The 18,070-nt window shown below is 71.4% G+C and carries 15 protein-coding genes; 11 read left to right on the top strand and 4 right to left on the bottom strand.

Features of this window, described 5'->3' with window-relative positions:
• Positions 1-20 precede the first annotated feature (20 nt).
• The 3 genes from DFH01_RS05310 to DFH01_RS05320 are packed head-to-tail and all read left to right on the top strand — an operon-like array spanning position 21 to position 3,975.
• Positions 21-785 carry a 16S rRNA (uracil(1498)-N(3))-methyltransferase gene (locus DFH01_RS05310; RefSeq protein WP_109869304.1) on the top strand — a complete coding sequence of 255 codons (765 nt, stop codon included), beginning with the start codon at positions 21-23 and terminating at the stop codon, positions 783-785.
• 14 nt (positions 786-799) lie between these two features.
• Positions 800-2,143, top strand: a complete 1,344-nt coding sequence (locus DFH01_RS05315; RefSeq protein WP_109869305.1) for a glutamate--cysteine ligase — start codon at positions 800-802, stop codon at positions 2,141-2,143.
• 32 nt (positions 2,144-2,175) lie between these two features.
• Complete coding sequence (locus DFH01_RS05320; protein WP_109869306.1) at positions 2,176-3,975, top strand: NAD(P)/FAD-dependent oxidoreductase; 1,800 nt, start codon at positions 2,176-2,178, stop codon at positions 3,973-3,975.
• A gap of 136 nt (positions 3,976-4,111) precedes the next feature.
• Here the strand turns inward: DFH01_RS05320 and DFH01_RS05325 are convergent, their stop codons facing one another.
• Entirely contained in the window at positions 4,112-4,948 is an 837-nt protein-coding gene (locus tag DFH01_RS05325; RefSeq protein WP_109869307.1) for an ABC transporter substrate-binding protein, read from the bottom strand.
• Between the two features lie 184 nt (positions 4,949-5,132).
• On the opposite strand from DFH01_RS05325, the gene DFH01_RS05330 reads away from it, so the two are divergent.
• Both DFH01_RS05330 and DFH01_RS05335 read left to right on the top strand, forming a co-directional pair.
• A complete protein-coding gene (locus DFH01_RS05330) occupies positions 5,133-6,305 on the top strand; it encodes a zinc-dependent alcohol dehydrogenase (protein WP_109869308.1) in 1,173 nt (390 codons plus the stop codon).
• Positions 6,302-6,832 carry a cyclase dehydrase gene (locus tag DFH01_RS05335; protein ID WP_109869309.1) on the top strand — a complete coding sequence of 177 codons (531 nt, stop codon included), beginning with the start codon at positions 6,302-6,304 and terminating at the stop codon, positions 6,830-6,832. The genes DFH01_RS05330 and DFH01_RS05335 overlap by 4 nt, the downstream gene beginning before the upstream one ends.
• A gap of 4 nt (positions 6,833-6,836) precedes the next feature.
• Here the strand turns inward: DFH01_RS05335 and DFH01_RS05340 are convergent, their stop codons facing one another.
• Together DFH01_RS05340 and DFH01_RS05345 are read right to left on the bottom strand one after the other, a co-directional pair.
• Entirely contained in the window at positions 6,837-7,403 is a 567-nt protein-coding gene (locus DFH01_RS05340) for a demethoxyubiquinone hydroxylase family protein (RefSeq protein WP_109869310.1), read from the bottom strand.
• Positions 7,404-7,446: 43 nt separating this feature from the next.
• Complete coding sequence (locus DFH01_RS05345) at positions 7,447-10,185, bottom strand: calcium-binding protein (RefSeq protein ID WP_109869311.1); 2,739 nt, start codon at positions 10,183-10,185, stop codon at positions 7,447-7,449.
• A 122-nt stretch (positions 10,186-10,307) separates the two neighbouring features.
• Here DFH01_RS05345 and DFH01_RS05350 point away from each other — a divergent pair, with 122 nt between their 5' ends.
• The 6 genes from DFH01_RS05350 (at position 10,308) to DFH01_RS05375 (ending at position 15,032) form a co-directional block, all read left to right on the top strand.
• Positions 10,308-11,141, top strand: a complete 834-nt coding sequence (locus DFH01_RS05350) for a PaaX family transcriptional regulator C-terminal domain-containing protein (protein WP_109869312.1) — start codon at positions 10,308-10,310, stop codon at positions 11,139-11,141.
• A gap of 77 nt (positions 11,142-11,218) precedes the next feature.
• Positions 11,219-12,220: a 1,2-phenylacetyl-CoA epoxidase subunit PaaA gene (gene paaA, locus DFH01_RS05355; protein ID WP_109869313.1), complete on the top strand. Its 1,002-nt coding sequence runs from the start codon at positions 11,219-11,221 to the stop codon at positions 12,218-12,220.
• 5 nt (positions 12,221-12,225) lie between these two features.
• Positions 12,226-12,513, top strand: a complete 288-nt coding sequence (paaB, locus tag DFH01_RS05360) for a 1,2-phenylacetyl-CoA epoxidase subunit PaaB (RefSeq protein ID WP_109869314.1) — start codon at positions 12,226-12,228, stop codon at positions 12,511-12,513.
• Positions 12,514-12,656: 143 nt separating this feature from the next.
• Positions 12,657-13,427 (top strand): 1,2-phenylacetyl-CoA epoxidase subunit PaaC, encoded by a 771-nt coding sequence (paaC, locus tag DFH01_RS05365; protein ID WP_109869315.1) that lies wholly within the window; start codon positions 12,657-12,659, stop codon positions 13,425-13,427.
• Complete coding sequence (gene paaD, locus DFH01_RS05370; protein ID WP_332903263.1) at positions 13,421-13,930, top strand: 1,2-phenylacetyl-CoA epoxidase subunit PaaD; 510 nt, start codon at positions 13,421-13,423, stop codon at positions 13,928-13,930. Before paaC ends, paaD begins: the two co-directional genes overlap by 7 nt.
• Before the next feature lie 13 nt (positions 13,931-13,943).
• The gene (locus DFH01_RS05375; RefSeq protein ID WP_109869316.1) at positions 13,944-15,032 is read left to right on the top strand and encodes a 2Fe-2S iron-sulfur cluster-binding protein; all 1,089 of its coding nucleotides are present in this window, start codon (positions 13,944-13,946) and stop codon (positions 15,030-15,032) included.
• A 144-nt stretch (positions 15,033-15,176) separates the two neighbouring features.
• On the opposite strand, the gene DFH01_RS05380 is transcribed toward DFH01_RS05375, so the two are convergent.
• Complete coding sequence (locus DFH01_RS05380; RefSeq protein WP_233255969.1) at positions 15,177-17,963, bottom strand: ATP-dependent DNA helicase; 2,787 nt, start codon at positions 17,961-17,963, stop codon at positions 15,177-15,179.
• Between the last annotated feature and the right edge of the window lie 107 nt (positions 17,964-18,070).

An 18,070-nucleotide genomic window follows, 5' to 3' on the forward strand; every position in this document is an offset into this window, starting at 1 on the left:
CTGCCGGGGGGAACCGCAGCATGTCCATCCCACGCCTGCATCTGGACGAAGACCTGCGCGAGGGCGCGGAGGTGGAGGCCGCGCCGGGCCAGGCGCATCACCTCGGCACGGTGCTGCGGCGCGGCCCGGGCGATGCGGTGCGGCTGTTCAACGCGCGCGACGGCGAGCACGAGGCGGCCATCGCCTTCCTGCGCAAGGACCGCGCGCGTTTCGCCATCGGCCCGCGCCGGCGCGACCCCGCGCCGGAGCCTGAGCTGCGCCTGCTGGTCGCCGCGCTGAAGCGCGATCCGATGGACTGGCTGGTGGAGAAGGCGACGGAGCTCGGCGCCACGCGCATCCAGCCGGTGCTCACGCGGCGCACCGTGGCGGAGCGCGCCAATGCGCAGCGCCTGTCCGCCATCGCCCGCGCCGCGGCAGAGCAATGCGAGCGACTGTCGGTGCCGGCGGTGGAGGAGGCGGCGCCGCTGCATCGCGTGCTGGACGCATGGGACGGCACGAAGCTGGTCGTTGCGATGGAACGCAGCGCCGCGCCGCCGCTGCGGGAGGCCGTGGCGGGCCTGGCATCCCCGCTCGCCCTGCTGGTCGGGCCGGAAGGGGGGTTCGAGGGGGCGGAGCTTGACGATCTCCGCCGGCGTGCCTTTGTTGTGCCAGCCGCGCTCGGGCCCCGCATCCTGCGGGCCGAGACTGCCGCGGTGGCGGGTCTCGCGGCGCTGCAGGCGCTGGTCGGGGACTGGACCGAAGCGCCCGGCCCGGACAGGCTCCGTGCCGGGGCAACACGCGGATAGAGAACGCCAGCACGATGTCGAATCCCGGCGAGGCCGACCTCACGCCGATCACCTCGGTCCGCCAGCTTGCTGGATGGTTCGCCGCCGGCTCGAAGCCGCGGGCGGCGTGGCGCATCGGCACCGAGCACGAGAAGTTCGGCTTCCGGCGAGCCGACCTTGCGCCCCCGCCCTACGAGCCCGAAGGCATCCGCGCGATGCTGGAGGGTATCGCTGCAAAGGGCTGGGAGCCGATCCTCGACAGCGGCAAGCCGATCGGGCTGAAGCGGGGCGAGGCCTCGGTCAGCCTGGAGCCGGGCGGCCAGTTCGAGCTGTCGGGTGCGCCGATGGCGGACCTGCACGCGACGCGCGTCGAGCTCGCAGCGCATCTGCGGGAGGTGCACGAGGTGGCCGGGCCGCTCGGCCTCGGCTTCGCGCCGCTCGGCTTCCATCCGCTGGCGCGGCGCGAGGACATGCCCTGGATGCCGAAGGGCCGCTACGCGATCATGCGGCAATACATGCCGCGCGTCGGCGGCATGGGGCTCGACATGATGCTCCGCACCTGCACGGTGCAGGTGAACCTGGATTTCGGCGACGAGGCCGACATGGTGGAGAAGCTGCGCGTCTCGCTGGCGCTGCAGCCGCTGGCCACCGCGCTGTTCGCGAATTCTCCCTTCCTCGAAGGCAAGCCGAGCGGCTGGCTCTCGCTGCGCGGCCGCGTCTGGTCGGACACCGATCCGGACCGCACCGGCATCCCGCCCGTGGCGTTCGAGGACGGCTTCGGCTTCGAGCGCTTCGCCGAATTCGCGCTCGACGTGCCGATGTATTTCATCATGCGCGAGGGCCGCTACATCGATGCGGCCGGCATCCCGTTCCGCGCCTTCATGGAAGGCCGGGCGGAGAAGCTGGCGGGTCACAGCGCGACGATGGGCGACTTCGCCGACCATGTGACGACGATCTTCACCGATGTGCGCCTGAAGCGCTTCCTGGAGATGCGCGGCGCGGATGCCGGCAGCGTGCCGATGCTGATGGCCCAGCCCGCTCTCTGGACCGGGCTGCTCTACGACGACGCGGCGCAGAAGGCGGCGGCGGCGCTGATCCGCCGCTGGTCCGTGGACGAGATGCGCGCGCTGCGGCTGGAGGTGCCGAAGCAGGCACTGCGCGCCCGCATCGCGGGCCGCACGCTGCAGGACGTGGCGCGCGACGTGCTGGCGATCGCGCGCGACGGGCTGCGCGCGCGCGGCCTGGGCGAGGAGCTGTTTCTCGCGCCGCTGGAGGAGATCGCGGCGAGCGGGATGACGCAGGCGGAGCGTTGGCTGCAGCGCCACGAGCGCGCCTGGGGCGGCGATGTCGGCCGGATCTTCGCGGAGGCCGAGGTCTGACGCGGCCGGCACGGCGCGGGGAGGAGCCGTCCTTGCACTCGGATACGCCAAAGGCCCGCCTCGCGGCCTGGATCGCCGATTTCGCGGATCGCCTGGCGTCGCGCGATGTGCAAGGCGTCGGCGCGCTGTTCGGGCAGGACTGCCATTGGCGCGACATGCTGGCCTTCACCTGGTCCATCGTCACGCTGGACGGGCCGGAGGCGATCGCGCGGATGCTGGGCGAATGCCTCATCCGCATCGCGCCGCGCGACATCCGCCTCGAGCCCGGCAGCGCGACGGAGGCGGATGGCGTCACCGAGGGCTGGTTCCGCTTCGAGACGGCGACCGTGGCGGCGCGCGGCCACCTCCGGCTGCGCGGCGGCAAGGCCTGGACGCTGTTCACCGTCGCACGCAGCCTGATCGGCCATGAGGAACGCATCGGCACGCGGCGGGAAGCCGGCGTGGAGCATGGCGCGATCCGCGGGCGGCGCCACTGGCCGGAGCGGCGCGCGCAGGAACGCGCGGAACTCGGCACGACGCGCCAGCCCTGTTGCGTGGTGATCGGCGCGGGGCAGGGCGGGCTCGCGCTCGGCGCGCGGCTGAAGCGGCTCGGCGTGCCGACGCTGCTGGTCGAGCGCCATGCAAGGCCGGGCGATGCCTGGCGCAGCCGCTATGACAGCCTCTGCCTGCACGATCCGGTCTGGACCAACCACCTGCCCTACATGCCCTTCCCGGAAAGCTGGCCGATCTTCACGCCGAAGGACCGGATGGCCGACTGGCTGGATTTCTACGCCGAGGCGATGGAGCTCGACATCTGGTGCGGCACGGAGGCGCACTCTGCCGCTTTCGACGAGTCACGCGGCGCATGGACGCTGACCGTCGGGCGCGGCGGCGAGACTCAAGTGCTGCATCCGCGGCAGCTGGTGCTGGCCACGGGCATGTCGGGCGCGCCCGCGATCCCGGCGATCCCCGGCACCGAGAGCTTCGCTGGCGTCCAATGCCATTCCAGCGCCTTCCGCAGCGGCGCCGGCTTTGCGGGCAAGCGCTGCGTCGTGGTCGGCTCGAACAACTCGGCGCACGACATCTGCGCCGACCTGTGGGAGCACGGCGCGGAGGTGACGATGCTGCAGCGCTCCGCCACGACGGTGGTGCGCAGCGAGCGGCTGATGGAGTTCAGCTGGGGCCGGCTCTATTCGGAAGCCGCGCTGGAAGCGGGCATCACAACCGAACAGGCGGACCTGATCCTGGCGTCGCGTCCCTTCGCGCTGGTCGCGCGCATCATGCGCGGCGTCTATGACGAGATCCGCCGGCTGGACGCGGATTTCTACGCGGCGCTGGAAGGCGCCGGCTTCCTGCTCGATTTCGGGGAAGACGGGACGGGCCACGGCCTGAAGTATTTCCGGCGCGGCTCGGGCTACTACATCGATGTCGGCGCGTCGCGCCTGATCATCGAGCGCGAGATCGCGCTGCGCAGCCGCGTGCGGATCGCGCGAATCGTGCCGGAGGGCGTGCATCTGGACGATGGAAGCTTCCTGCCCGCCGACCTCATCGTCTACGCGACCGGCTTCGACCCGATGGAGCGCTGGATCGCGGAGCTGATCTCGCCGGCGGTGGCGGAGAAGGTCGGCCATGTCTGGGGCCTTGGCTCCGGCACGGCGAAGGATCCGGGCCCTTGGGAGGGCGAGCTCAGGAACATGTGGAAGCCGACCGCGCAGGAGGGGCTGTGGCTGCAGGGCGGCAACCTGCTGCAGGCGCGCTTCTACTCGCGCCTGCTGGCCATGCAGATCAAGGCCAGGATGGAAGGCATCCCGACGCCGGTCTACGCCGCTTATCCCGCTGAGCCTTCCTGGTGATCCGATGGCGGCCCGCGCACTACGCGCGGGCCGAGCGGCCGAATGGCCGCCGCCGCCTGTGCGGCGCAGCCAAGCGAGCGGACGCGAGCGCCGCCGTCTGAGGGCGTTCTCGGGCTACCGAAAACGCGCGCCCTTATCAGCTCACCGGCTCCGGCTGGCGGGCATTCGGGAAGAAGAGCTGCTCGCCATTGATCGTGTAGCCGGCGATCGCCTCCTGCCCGGCGGGCGAGACCAGCCAGTCCGTGAAGCGCTGCGCGTCGGCCTGCTTCACATGCGGGTGGCGCTGCGGATTCACCACCATCACGCCATACTGGTTGAACAGGCGCGGATCGCCCTCGACCAGCACCTTGAGGTCCTGGCGGTTGCGGAAGGAGAGCCAGGTGCCGCGATCGGCCAGGATGTAGGCATTCTGCGCAGCGGCCGTGTTGAGTGCGGGGCCCATGCCCTGCCCGACCTCACGATACCACTGGCCGCGGCCCTGGGTCGGGTCCACGCTGGCCTGCTGCCACAGCCGCAGCTCCGCCGCATGCGTGCCGCTGCGGTCGCCGCGGGAGACGAAGGGCGCATTCGCGGCCGAGATGCGGCGCAGCGCCGCCGCCGTGTCGCGCAGGCCGGCGACCTTCGCCGGATCGGCGGCAGGACCGATGATGACGAAGTCGTTGAACATCACGTGCCGGCGCTCGAGGCCGAAGCCCTCCTGCACGAAGCGCTGCTCGGCGGCGCGGTCATGCACGAAGACGACATCGGCGTCGCCGCGCCGCCCCACATCCAGCGCCTGGCCCGTGCCGAGCGCCACGACGCGGACATTGATCCCGGTCTCTCGGGTGAAGATCGGCAGGATATGGCGGAACAGCCCGGACTGCTCGGTGCTGGTGGTGGAGGCAACGGTGATGCTGCGCTCCTGCGCCGCCGCGGGCAGCGCCAGCATGGCGAGGGCTGCGGCGAACAGGCCGCGTCGGAACAGGCGGAGCATGGCGTCCTTCCCGGTGGTGAACTCGTTGCCGCGCAGATGACGGGGCGCGGCCGCCGGGTCAAACCGGCGGCGGCACGGCGCCTGCCGCGGATTGCCATCCTTTGCCGATCGGAACCCGCCGGCCCGGCCTGTGTTCCGCCCGCACGGCGCCGAGCAGCGCCCCTCACCGGCGGAGACACGGCGCATGAAGGCCCTCACCTGGCACGGCAAGGAGGACATACGCTGTGAGAGCGTGCCCGATCCGAGGATCGAGCATCCGCGCGACGCGATCATCAAGGTGAGCTGCTGCGCGATCTGCGGATCGGACCTGCACCTCTACGACAACATGATCCCCGCCATGAAATCGGGCGACGTGATGGGCCACGAGACGATGGGAGAGGTGGTCGAGGTCGGCTCCGACATGCGGGGCAAGCTGAAGGTGGGCGACCGCATCGTCGTGCCCTTCACCATCACCTGCGGCGAATGCTGGCAGTGCCGGCGCGGCAACTTTTCCCTCTGTGAGACCACGAACCGCAACGCGGCGATGCAGGAGAAGCTGTTCGGCCGGCGCGCTGCGGGACTGTTCGGCTACACGCAGCTCACCGGCGGCTATCCCGGCGGACAGGCGGAATTTCTCCGAGTTCCCTACGCCGACGAGACGCATATCAAGGTGCCGTCGACCCTGAGCGACGAGCAGGTGCTGTTCCTGTCCGACATCTTCCCCACCGGCTGGCAGGCCGCCGTGCAATGCGACATCCAGCCGGAGGACACCGTCGCGATCTGGGGCTGCGGCCCGGTCGGGCAGATGGCGATCCGCTCCGCCGTGCTGCTCGGCGCGAAGCGGGTGATCGCCATAGACCGCTTGCCGGAGCGGCTCGCCATGGCGCGGGCCGGCGGCGCCATAACGATCGACTTCGACGAAGAGAGCGTGATGGAGCGCATCGACCAGCTGACCGACCGCAAGGGGCCGGAGAAGTGCATCGACGCGGTGGGCATGGAGGCGCATGCGACCGCGACGCTCGACAGCGTCTATGACCGCGTGAAGCAGGCGGTGATGCTGAGCAGCGACCGCATCCATGTGTTGCGGGAGATGATCTACCTGGCACGGCCGGGCGGCGTGCTGAGCGTGCCCGGCGTCTATGGCGGGCTGTCCGACAAGTTCCCGATGGGGCTGGTTATGAACAAGGGGCTGACGATCCGCACCGGCCAGACGCATGTGCGCCGCTGGGCGGACGACCTGCTGCGGCGGATCGAGGAAGGGCAGATCGACCCGTCCTTCGTCATCACCCACACCGTGCCGCTGGAGCAAGGGCCGGCGATGTACAAGACCTTTCGCGACAAGCAGGATGGCTGCGTGAAGGTGGTGCTGAAGCCATGACGCATCATCGCACGCATCGCGGCACCGCCGGGTGGATGGCCGGCGGCCTCGGCTGGTTCTCGATCGGGCTCGGGCTGATGGAGGTCGCGGCGGCGCGCCCGCTGGCACGCGGGCTCGGGCTGCGCGGGCAGGAGACGCTGCTGCGTGCCTTCGGCCTGCGGGAGATCGCGAACGGCGTCGGGCTGCTGACCGCGGCGGATCGGCGGCCCTGGATGCAGGGGCGGATCGCGGGCGACGCGCTCGACATCGCGACGCTGCTGGCCTTCGCGCGACGCAGCCGGAACCCGGCGGCGCTGGCCGTCGGCGTGGCGGCCGTGCTGGGCGTCACGGTGCTGGACCTGGTCTGCGCCGAGGCGCTGCGCAGCGAGGAGGCGGACCGCGAGACCCGCGCGCGTGCCGTCCGCGCCTATGCCGGGCGCAGCGGCTTTCCCGGCGGCACGCAGGGCGCGCGAGGCGCGGCGCGGAATTTCGAGCCGCCCGACGACTTCCGCATTCCGGATCCGCTGCGGCCCTGGCGCGCCGCGTAGAGGATCAGATCCGCTTCGCCGCCATCACGGCGGCGGCGGAGCCGGCGCCGACGATCCAGCCCCAGGCGCGCAGCAGCGGGCCGGGCGTGCCGCCATGCAGCTCCCGCGCCTCGTCGCGGTGGTCCACCTCCTCCTCCTGGCACCGGGCCAGCAGGGCGCGGATCTCGGGGTGGATGCCTTCCGCGTCGAGGCGGTCGAGCTGCTGCTGGTAGTGGTGGTCCACGAAGGTCTCGACGGCGTCGATCGTCACATGGACGGCGCGCGGGCCGAACAGCGCCGGCAGCGCCCCGGTGAGGAAGCCGGCGACGCGCCAGATCGGCAGCAGCCTGGACCGCCGCGCCGGCGGCAGGAGCTGTTCGAGCAGGTCGAGATGCCCCTGTTCCGTCGCGCGGTGCCGCGCCGCGAAGCTGCGCACGCCCGGATCGCGGCAGACGGCGAGGATGCCGCGATAGATCATCACCGCCCCGGTCTCCCCGGCGTGGTCGCTGCGCAGTTCCCGCACCAGCCAGTCCGGGATGGGCGGCAGCGAGGCGAGGGGCGGGGCGATCAGCGGCTTGCGGTCATGCGTCATGGCGTTGCCGATGTGGCACGGCGGCGCCCTGCCGCAAGCCCCGCTACAGCAGCTCGAAATCCGAGGTGAGGCGGAAGCCGTTGTTGCCGGAGAAGGTCGGCCCCGCCCCGGTGCCGACCGCGAGCAGCCGCAGGATGTCGGTGCTGTCCACTGTCGTGTTCTGGTCGCGATCCTCGAAGTAGTAGACGCCGAAGCGCGTGTTCGACACGCCGGTGATCACCAGGATGAGCTTCTCGAAGGCCAGGGGGTCGTTGTTGGTGAGGCGCGACCCGACCGCGTTGCGCACCGCGGTGAGCGAGCCGAAGTCGTCGGCGGCGATGCTCACGCCTTCCAGCCGCGCGGCCGAGTAGTTCAGGCTGACGTTCTGCCCGGCGCCAACGAACCAGGTGGTCGCGTCCGGCAGGCCGAAGCCGAAGCGGTCCACCATGATGAAGTTGCCCTCGAACTCCGTGCCGCTCACGCTGTCCGCCCCGGCGATGTTCTGCGTCGTGTTGATATCGGCCGTCCCGTCCGACACCGCGCGCAGCAGCGCGATGTCCCGCGTGGTGGCGCTGGTCCCGAGGAAGACGCGGTCGCCGCCCGTCCCGCCGACATGCACGTCGTCGCCGCCATTGCCGACCAGCGTGTCGGCGCCGCTGCCGCCGAACAGCGTGTCGTTGCCGTTGCCGCCGTCCAGCCGGAAGGCGCTGGCGATGGCGCGGCCATCCACCGCCATGCTCTCGCCTGTCACGTTGACATTGACGCTCGACTGCCCGCTCTGGCTCACCAGCGTGGCGGGCAGCCGGACCGCCGTGACCCCGCCTTCGCCGTCCAGGTTGAAGGTGTCGAAGCCGGAGATTCCGGCGAAGGCGCCCTGCGGCAGCGTGCGCCCGGCCGCCAAGCCCACCACCAGCGTGTCGAAGGCGGTCGTCGTGCTGGCCGTGACGATGTCGAGCCCCGAGAACTCACCTGCCGCGAAGGTCACGCGGTTGATGCCGCCGCCGACGTTGATCTCGTCCACCCCCTGCCCGGCGAAGACGGTGTCGTTGCCCGCGCCGCCAAATAGCGTGTCGTTGCCGTTGCCGAGCTCGACGGTCACGCGGCGGTTGGAGGCGAAGGCGCTGACGTCGATGGAGTCGTCGCCCGCGCCGCCGCGGATGGTGGACATGGTGAAGCCGAGCGCATCGGCGAAGGCCCCCGGCACCGTCACGGCCTGGCCGCCCGCCGCCAGCTCGATGATCTCGACGCCGGAGAGGCCGACGAAGCTGCCGGAACCCAGCGCCTCGTTTCCGACGAGCCGCAGCGTGTCCGTGCCGCCTTCGCCGTTCAGGTTGTCCAGGCCGTTGAGATCGGCCGACGGCGCGAGGATCAGGTCGTTTCCGAGGCCGCCGGACACGCGGTCGTTGCCCGCGCCGATGCTCAGCGTGTCCGCGCCGCGGCCGCCGATCAGCGTGTCCGCACCATCCCCGCCGTCGAGCAGGGCGGCAAGCGGGGTGGTGAGCCGGGCCACCTGCGAGATATCCAGCCGGTCGTTCCCGGCGCCGCCGACGACGGTGACCGCATCCGCGCCGGCGCTGTCGCCGATCGCGTTGGTGGCAAGGACGGTGTCATTGCCGGAGCCGAGGAGGAAGCGCTCGATGCCCTGGATGCGCCCCGCGAGCGCGCCGCTGATGCTGATGCCGGCATAGGTGAGGGATGTCCGGTCGAAGACGTCCAGCAGTTCCAGCACGTCCGCCGTGCCGTCCTCATCCGCGACCAGGTCGGAGGAGGACAGTTCGGTGACGGCGACGCGGTAGCGGTCGCTGCCGCTGCCGCCATCGGCGCGGTCGAAGCCGCTGCCGAGCTCGATCGTGTCCGCACCGGCGCCGCCGAACAGCGTGTCGTTGCCTGCGCCGCCAAGCAGCAGGTCGTTGCCGCTGTCGCCGACCAGGCGGTCCTGGCCGTCCCCGCCGTCCAGCACGTCGTTGCCGGACATGCCGAAGAGAGCGTCGTCCCCGTTATCGCCTGACAGCGTGTCGGCGAGCGCGCCGCCGATCAGCCGGTCGTTGCCGGCGCCGCCGAAAAAGGCCACGGCGATCTGCGCCTCGTTCGCACGCAGCGTGTCGTTGCCGAGCGCGCCGGCGATGGTCAGCGCGCCCTCCGCCGCATAGTCCGCGCCAACCGTCGCGGTCAGTGCGGCGACCGTCGCGGGATCGATCTCGATCCGCTCGAAACCGGCGAGGCTGCCGAAGATCGCTGCGGAGAGATTGCCTGCGCCGCCGGTCAGGCGCAGCAGGTCGCCCGTGCCGGCGCCGCCCTCCAGGCGGTCGGCGGCGGTGAGCTGGACGAAGGCCATCTCTACCGTGTCGTTCCCGGAGCCGCCCTCGACCGTGTCGGCGCCAATGCCGGGGGTGATGAGGTCGTCGCCGCCGCCGCCGACAAGCCAGTCGTTGCCGGCATCGCCGCTCATCACCAGCGATTTGGACGCCACCTCGCTGCCGATGACCGTGTCGCCGCCCAACAGGCCGAAGACGTAGAAGGCGGGGTAGGCGGTGTCGCTGACCATCGCGTCGTTCAGCGTCACCGCCGCACCGCCCGCGGCCGTGATCTGCAGTCGCTCGATGCCGCGTACATTGGCGAAGGCGCTGGAGGCGAGGGTGATCGTGGCGGTGATGCGCAACAGGTCGGAGAAATTGCCGCCGCCGCCCTGCACGGTGTCGGTCGCGACCAGGCGGTTCGGGCCGGCGACGATGAAGATATCCACCTCGGTCGCGGTGCCGACCAGGTTGTCCGAGGGGGAGCCGGTGAGCGAGAAATTCGCCATGGTGGTGACTTGGCTCCCTGTGCTGATGCGACCGTGAGGCTATTGTCCACAATCATGAACGCCGTAGCAATCTCCGGGACATCCTGGCGAGTCGCGTGTGAGACGGCGGGCTGCGGCGCGGCATGAGCGAATTTTCAGCGCTGCGTGCAACATTGGCGCGCACCGGCGCGCCGCGTATCGCATCCTTCATCGTCACCATCTGGGGCGATGCGGTGACGCCGCGGGGCGGGTCGCTCTGGCTCGGCAGCCTGCAGGCGATCCTCGACCGCTTCGGCTGCTCGCCCGGCCAGGTGCGCACGGCCATGTCGCGGCTGACCGAGGAAGGCTGGCTGGCGCGCAACCGGCTCGGCCGCAATTCCTTCTACCGCCTCGGGCCGCGGGGGGAGCAGGTCTTCGCCGCCGCCGCTGCGCGGATCTACGCCGCCGGGGCGCCGGACTGGGACGGCCGCTTCCGGCTGGTGCTGCTGACCGATGCGGCGATGCGCGAGGCCTTGCAGGCGCGCGGCTTCGGCAGCCTGCCTGGCGGCGCGATGATCGGCGTGGCGGGGGACGTGGCCGGGCTGCCGAAGGGCGTGCCGGTGATCGCCGGGGCGGTGCGCGACCAGGCCGAGGCGCAGCTGCTGGTTGCCCGCGCCTGGCCGCTGGAGGCGCTGGGCGTGGGGTATCGCCGCTTCCTCGACGCCTTCGGGCCGCTGCGCGGCGCTTGTGTGGCGCCGGAGGAGGCGCTGCCGCTGCGCCTGCTGCTGGTGCATGAGTGGCGGCGCCTGGTGCTGCGCGACCCACTGCTGCCCGCGGCGCTGCTGCCGGAGGATTGGGCGGGCGGGCAGGCGCGCGACCTCGCCGGCGCGCTCTATCGCCGGCTCGACCCGGATGCGGAGGCGTGGCTGGACGCGGAGGGCCGGAACGAGGCGGGGCTGCTGCCGCCTTCGGCCGCGCGGGACCGGTTTGCGGCGTGATGCGTTACGGAATTCGCTTGCGGTAGCGCTGTAGTGTGACATATCTTCCGCCGGAACAGGGTGGAGGAAGCGGCCGCATGTACACGCAGGCGCTCAACCAGAAGGACAGCGGCCCCCAGGTCGCGGAGGATCCCGAACGCCTCGCCCGGTTCGAGGCGCGCGTGGCGGCCGAGGACAAGGTCGAGCCGAATGACTGGATGCCGGAGGCCTATCGCCGCACACTGACGCGGCAGATCAGCCAGCACGCGCATTCCGAGATCGTCGGCATGCTGCCCGAGGGCAACTGGATCACCCGCGCGCCGAGCCTGCGCCGCAAGGCCGCGCTGCTGGCGAAGGTGCAGGACGAGGGCGGTCACGGGCTGTACCTGTACGCCGCCGCGGAGACGCTCGGCACCAGCCGCGAGGAGCTGGTCGAGCAGCTGCTGAACGGGAAGGCGAAGTACAGCTCGATCTTCAACTACCCGACGCTGACCTGGGCCGATATCGGCGCGATCGGCTGGCTGGTGGATGGCGCGGCGATCATGAACCAGATCCCGCTGTGCCGGACGAGCTTCGGCCCCTATGCCCGGGCGATGATCCGCATCTGCAAGGAGGAAAGTTTCCACCAGCGCCAGGGCTACGAGATCATGCTCACGCTCTGCCGCGGCACGGCCGAGCAGAAGGCGATGGCGCAGGATGCGCTGAACCGCTGGTGGTGGCCGTCGCTGATGATGTTCGGCCCGCCGGATGCGCAGAGCGCGCATACCGACCAGTCCATGCGCTGGAAGATCAAGCGCTTCACCAACGACGCGCTGCGCCAGCAATTCGTGGATGCGACGGTGCCGCAGGGGCACTACCTCGGCCTGACCTTCCCCGACCCGAAGCTTCGCTTCGACGAGGCGACGCAGCATTGGCAGTTCGGCGAGATCGACTGGGAGGAGTTTCGGCAGGTGCTGGCCGGCAACGGCCCCTGCAACCGGGAACGGCTGGAAGCGCGCCGAAAGGCGCATGACGAAGGCGCCTGGGTGCGAGCGGCGGCGCTGGCGCATGCCGCGAAGCGCAAGGCGCGCCTTGCCGCACAGCGCATGGCGGCGGAGTGAGCGACATGGCCGAGCAGAAGATGCCGATCTGGGAGGTGTTCATCCGCGCGCGTGCGGGCCTGGCGCATCGCCATGCCGGCAGCGTGCACGCGCCGGATGCCGAGATGGCGCTGCAGGCCGCGCGGGACACCTACACGCGCCGCGGCGAGGGGCTTTCGATCTGGGTGGTGCCCAGCGCGGCGATCACCGCGAGCGATCCCGGCGACAAGGATAGCCTGTTCGAGCCGACCGCCGACAAGATCTACCGGCATCCGACGTTCTATGAGGTGCCCGAGGAAGTGGGGCATATGTAGATGCCCTCAAACGCCGGGCGGCCGCATCCGCGGCCTTGGCTTCGCGCAGGCCGCGCCGGCCGGGCGGTCGGTCTGTGCGCGGCGCGCATTCGCGCGCTCGGCCTGCTGCGCAGGCCGCCAGCGCTTGGAACAGGTGACGCGCCGTGACGACCATCACCCTTGCCGAAGCGCCTCTGCTGAACGCGGTCCTTGCACGTGCCGACGACGCGCTGGTGCATGCGCATCGCCTGTCCGAATGGTGCGGCCATGCGCCGATGCTCGAGGAGGACCTGGCGCTGGCGAATGTCGCGCTCGACCTGCTCGGCCAGGCACGCAGCCTCTACCAATATGCAGCGGAGATCGAGGGGCTAGGCCGGTCCGAGGACGACCTCGCCTATCTGCGGGACGCGCCGGCCTTCCGCAACCTGCTGATGCTGGAGCAGCCGAAGGGCGACTTCGCCTGCACGATCGCGCGGCTGTTCCTGCATTCCGCCTTCCTGCATCCCTGGTGGCAGGCGGCGATGCGCAGCAGCGACGCAACGCTCGCCGCCATCGCGGCGAAGGCGGAGAAGGAGGTGGCGTATCACCTGCGCCATTCCGGCGAGTGGCTGATCCGCCTTGGCGACGGGACGGAGGAAAGCCACGCCCGCGCGGTGGATGCGCTGGACCGCTTGTGGCGCTTCACCGGCGAGTTTTTTGCCCGTTCCGACGACGAGGCCGCACTGATCGAAGCCGGCGTGCTGCCTGATCCCGCTTCGATCCGCCCGCATTGGGAGGCGACGGTGGCGCGCGTGCTGGCCGAGGCGACGCTCGATCGGCCGAAGGATGGCTGGATGCAGACCGGCGGGCGGCGTGGCGTGCATACCGAGCATCTGGGCCACATGCTGGCGGTGATGCAGCACCTGCAGCGCGCCTATCCGGGGGCGACGTGGTAGCGCTGGCGAGCCTCGACCGCGAGCGCCTGCGCGCGGACGCGCTGCGGATCGCCGGCGAGGTCGCGGACCCGGAGATCCCGGTGCTCTCCATCGCCGATCTCGGCGTGCTGCGCGACGTGCGCGTGACCGATGCAGGCGAGGTCGAGGTGGACATCACGCCGACCTATTCCGGCTGTCCCGCGATGACCATGATCGCGGTGAACATCGAGACGGCGCTGGCGGCGCAGGGCATCGCGGCGCGGGTGAAGCTGGTGCTCTCGCCGGCCTGGACCACCGACTGGATGACGCAGCAAGGCCGCGACAAGCTGCGCGACTACGGCATCGCGCCGCCCGCGCCGAAGGCCTCCCGCCGCGCGTTGTTCGGCATGGAGGAGGAGGTCGCCTGCCCGCGCTGTGGCAGCACCGAGACCCAAAAACTCTCGGAGTTCGGCTCCACCGCCTGCAAGTCGCTCTGGCGCTGCACTGCGTGCAAGGAGCCCTTCGACCATTTCAAATGTCTGTAGCGGGACGACGCCCATGAACGCCGTGACCAGCACCCGCTTCCACCCGCTGCGCGTGCTGCGCGTGGACCGCGAGACGGCGGATGCCATCGCCGTGACGCTGCAGCCGCCACTGCACGCCGCGGAGCTGTTCCGCTTCACGCCGGGGCAATACCTCACACTGCGCCGCGTCGAGGATGGCGAGGAGCTGCGGCGCAGCTATTCGATCTGCGCCGCACTGGACGAGGGCGCGCTGCGCGTCGGCATCAAGCGCGTCGCCGGTGGGCGGTTCTCCTCCTGGGCGGTGGATCACCTGAAGCCCGGCGACGTCATCGAGGCGATGCCGCCCGAGGGCCGCTTCGGCATGATGCCCGATCCCGCCGCGCCGCCGCGCACCATCCTCGGCATCGCCTGCGGCAGTGGCATCACGCCGGTGCTGTCCATCGCGGCCTCGGTGCTGGCGGGGGAGCCGAACACCCGCGTCGTGCTGCTCTACGGCAACCGCAGCGGCGCCGACATCATGTTCCGCACTGCGCTGGAAGAGCTGAAGGACCGCTACCTCGACCGCTTCGCCGTGGTGCATGTGCTGAGCCGCGAGAAGCATGAGCTGGACAGCCTGCATGGGCGCCTGGACGCCGCACGCATCCAGGCGCTGCTGCCCGGCCTGGTGCCGCCGGGTGCGATCGCGAAAGCCTTCCTCTGTGGCCCGACGGGCCTGGCGGAGGCGGCGACGGAGGCGCTGACCGCGCTCGGCCTGCCGCACGAGCACATCCATGCGGAGCACTTCACGCCCGCGCCCGGCAGCACGCCGCGCCAAGCGCCCGTCGTCGCGCCGGATGCGAAGCCCGCGGCGGAAGCGGACATCACCATCGACGGCGTCACGCGCCGCGTGCCCTTGGCCGAGGGCGAGACGGTGCTGGAAGCCGGGCTCCGCGCGGGGCTCGACCTGCCCTGGTCGTGCCGCGGCGGCATGTGCTGCACCTGCCGCGCCAAGGTGACGGAGGGCACGGTGGCGATGGACACCAACTACTCGCTGCAGCCCTGGGAACTGGAGGCGGGCTTCGTGCTGACCTGCCAGAGCCGGCCCAAGACCGGGCATCTCGTCGTGGACTACGACGCGGCGTAACGGGTCATATTGAGCGGACGCAGGCTTCACCTTCGTCGCCTCAGACGCCGGCGCTTCGCTTGGCTTCGCCGCATGAGCGGCGGGCGCCGTTCGGCGCCTCGGCCCGCTACGCGCGCCGCAGGTCGTCCCTTATGGGATTTCGTCTCAAGCTTCGGCCAGGAAGTCGCGCACCGTCTCCACCGCCTGCTTCAGGCCGCAGCGCTGCACGATCACGCCGTCTGGCAGGCCCGCAAGCAGGCGCGATGGCGTGCGCGCATCGAGCATCACGAAGACGCCCTTGTCGTCGGCGCGGCGGATCAGGCGGCCGAAGGCCTGGCGCAGGCGGTGGCGCGCGATCGCGTCGTCATGAGCCTTGGGCCGGCCTTCGCTGAGATGCAGCCGGCGCTCCCGGTGCAGGATCGAGGGGCGCGGCCAGGGCACGCGGTCGAACACCAGCAGGCGCAGCGCATTGCCCGGCACGTCCACGCCGTCGCGCATCGCGTCGGTGCCGAGCAGGCAGGAGGTTTCCTCCGCGCGAAAGACGTCCACCAGCGTGCCGTTGTCCATCGCGTCCATGTGCTGCGCATAGAGCGGGATGCCGGCGCGGGCGAGCGGTTCGGCGATACGCGCATGGACCTCGCGCAGGCGGCGCACGGCAGTGAAGAGGCCGAGGCCGCCGCCGCCGGCGGCGAGGAACAGCGCGCGATAGGCCGCGGCAATCTGGCCGAAATCCTCGCGTGACACGTCGTTGACGACCAGCGCACGCGTGCGCGCGCCGTAGTCGAAGGGCGAGGGCACGGCGGCGCGGATCGCGGGCGCGGCCAGGTGCAGCAGGCCGGTGCGCGCCTCCGCGCCGTGCCAGGCGGCTTCCGGGTCGTCGGCTTCCTCGCCGGTGTCGCGCAGCGTGGCGGAGGTGATCAGCACGCCATGCGCGGGCGCGGCGACGGTGGTGGCGAAGGGCTGCGTCGGGTCCAGGTGATGGCGGAACATGCCCGCATCCACCTCCCGCCCCTCGCGCCGTTCCAGCGCGAACCAGTCCACGTAATCGGGCCGCGTGCCGGGCGGGCGTGGCGGCTCCGCGATGCTCGCCAGCATCGCGCCCCAGGCAGTCAGCGGCATCAGCGCGCGGCGTTCCAGGCCGCGGCAGGCGGCCTCGATACGGATACGGTCGCCGACCTCCAGTTCCTCGGCCTCGTCTTCCAGCCTGGCATGCAGGCGGCCATGCAGGGTGCTCAGCGGCGCGTGCAGGGCGGCGAAGGCATCGCGCAGCGAGGCCGCGGCCTCGGCCACGCCGGGGTTGAGCGGGTGCAGGTCGCATTCCAGGCCGTAGCCGGCATCGTCCTCCTGCGTGCGGGCGATCACCTGGCGGCGGACCGCGTGCAGGAAGGATTCGGCCGTGCCGCGCGGGTCGTTTTCGGCAAGGCGTGAGGGCCAGCCAGGGCCGGGCAGGGCGCGCGCGGCCTGCAAGGCTTCCTCCAGCGGCATCAGCAGGTCGGGGCGGTCGCCCACAAGTTCCTCCATCCGTCGCGCCAAGCCGCGCGCGCGGGAGCGGCCGCCCTCCGCGCCGAGCAGCCAGCGGCGCAGCTCCGCCGTCTCGCCGCCCGTCAGGTCGGCGCTGAAGGCGGAGTCCGCGGCGTCGAACAGGTGGTGGCCCTCGTCGAAGACGATGCGCAGCGGCTTGCCGTCCTCCCCGCCGCCGAGGGCGGCCTGCACCATCACCAGCGCATGGTTGGCGACGACCAGCGTCGCGGATTTCGCGCGGCGGATCGAATGCTCGACGAAGCACGCCTTGTAGTGCGGGCAGGCGGAGTGGATGCACTCGCCGCGCCGGTCGGCGAGCGGCCAGACGGCGTGGTGGCCGAACAGCTCGGATAGCCAGCCGGGAAAATCGCCGCCCATCAGGTCGCCGTCGCGCGTAGCCAGCGCCCAGCGCGCGACGAGCGCGAGCGGCAGCAGCATCTCCGCCATCTGCGCCGCGCCGATCTGCTCCTCGAGGTTCAGCAGGCAAAGGTAGTTTTCCCTTCCCTTGCGGACGACCACGCGTTTCCGGCGGTCCTCCGGGTTGGGGTAGAGGCGCGCCGTCTCCTGGTCGATCTGGCGCTGCAGGTTGCGGGTGTAGGTGGAGATCCAGACGGGGGCGTGGTTGCGCTCCGCCCAGAGGCTGGCGGGGGCGACATAGCCGAGCGTCTTGCCCGTTCCCGTGCCCGCTTCGGCCAGCACCATGTTGGGCGCGCCGCGCGCCTCCCGGACCTGGAAGGCGCTGGCGGCGGCGGAGGCGTAGTCGGATTGCTGCGGCCGCTGCTCGGCGCCTTCGCCGAGAATCTCGGCCAGGCGCGTGCGGGCCTCGGCCTGGGTGATGGGCTGGTGGGCGGGGGGCGGGGGCGGCGCTTCCTCCTCCCATTCCGGCAGGCGGCGCCAGACTTTCAGCGGATCGAGCGAGGGGCGGGCGTCGGGCTGGCCGAGTGCCGCCAGGACGGACTCCGCCCAGGGCCAGCGGATCTCGGCGCCCAGCTTCTGGGCCAGCATCGCCGCATCGCGGTTCAGCGGCAGGTGGCGGCCGGCGGCGAGGTGGCGGAGCAGGGCGGTGGCGAGCTCCGGCAGCAGGGCGGCGGCGGATTCGTCGTCGGCGGGCGGATCGCGGTCCAATGCGATGGCGAGGCCGCGCGGGGTCGGGGCAGCGGGGTGGGCGGGGCGGCAGAAGGCGAAAAGCTCGAGCAGGTCGCAGGCGGGCAGGGGCGGGATGCCGAGGCGCTTCCAGGTGGCGGGGGCATGGACCAGCAGCGGCGGCGGGCCGTCCCGCAGGCGCCGGCCGAGCTCGCCGGCAGGCAGGGTCAGCAACTCGCCATCCGTGGTCAGCAACGCGCCACGCCCGAAGCCGGCGACCAGCGCGGGGGCTTCGGGGAGGAGGAGGCGTGGCTGTTGCGTGGGAATGGCGGCGCGGGGTGGGGGCACGGGGGCAATCTGGACCGGAAGACGGTGCGAACAAAGAGGGAAAGAAGGCGTCGCTTGCGCTTTGCCGCGTAGCTGGCCATCTATCTGGCCAGAAGGGGGCCGCCGCC

This window comes from Falsiroseomonas bella, assembly GCF_003173615.1.
In the GTDB taxonomy this organism is placed as follows: Bacteria; Pseudomonadota; Alphaproteobacteria; order Acetobacterales; family Acetobacteraceae; genus Falsiroseomonas; species Falsiroseomonas bella.

Excerpts from the sequence above, each read along its gene's own strand:
- DFH01_RS05310 (WP_109869304.1), top strand. The coding sequence starts at position 21 with ATGTCCATCCCACGCCTGCATCTGGACGAAGACCTGCGCGAGGGCGCG.
- DFH01_RS05315 (WP_109869305.1), top strand. The coding sequence starts at position 800 with ATGTCGAATCCCGGCGAGGCCGACCTCACGCCGATCACCTCGGTCCGC.
- DFH01_RS05325 (WP_109869307.1), bottom strand. The coding sequence starts at position 4,948 with ATGCTCCGCCTGTTCCGACGCGGCCTGTTCGCCGCAGCCCTCGCCATG.
- DFH01_RS05330 (WP_109869308.1), top strand. The coding sequence starts at position 5,133 with ATGAAGGCCCTCACCTGGCACGGCAAGGAGGACATACGCTGTGAGAGC.
- DFH01_RS05335 (WP_109869309.1), top strand. The coding sequence starts at position 6,302 with ATGACGCATCATCGCACGCATCGCGGCACCGCCGGGTGGATGGCCGGC.
- DFH01_RS05340 (WP_109869310.1), bottom strand. The coding sequence starts at position 7,403 with ATGACGCATGACCGCAAGCCGCTGATCGCCCCGCCCCTCGCCTCGCTG.
- DFH01_RS05345 (WP_109869311.1), bottom strand. The coding sequence starts at position 10,185 with ATGGCGAATTTCTCGCTCACCGGCTCCCCCTCGGACAACCTGGTCGGC.
- DFH01_RS05350 (WP_109869312.1), top strand. The coding sequence starts at position 10,308 with ATGAGCGAATTTTCAGCGCTGCGTGCAACATTGGCGCGCACCGGCGCG.
- paaA (WP_109869313.1), top strand. The coding sequence starts at position 11,219 with ATGTACACGCAGGCGCTCAACCAGAAGGACAGCGGCCCCCAGGTCGCG.
- paaB (WP_109869314.1), top strand. The coding sequence starts at position 12,226 with ATGGCCGAGCAGAAGATGCCGATCTGGGAGGTGTTCATCCGCGCGCGT.
- DFH01_RS05375 (WP_109869316.1), top strand. The coding sequence starts at position 13,944 with ATGAACGCCGTGACCAGCACCCGCTTCCACCCGCTGCGCGTGCTGCGC.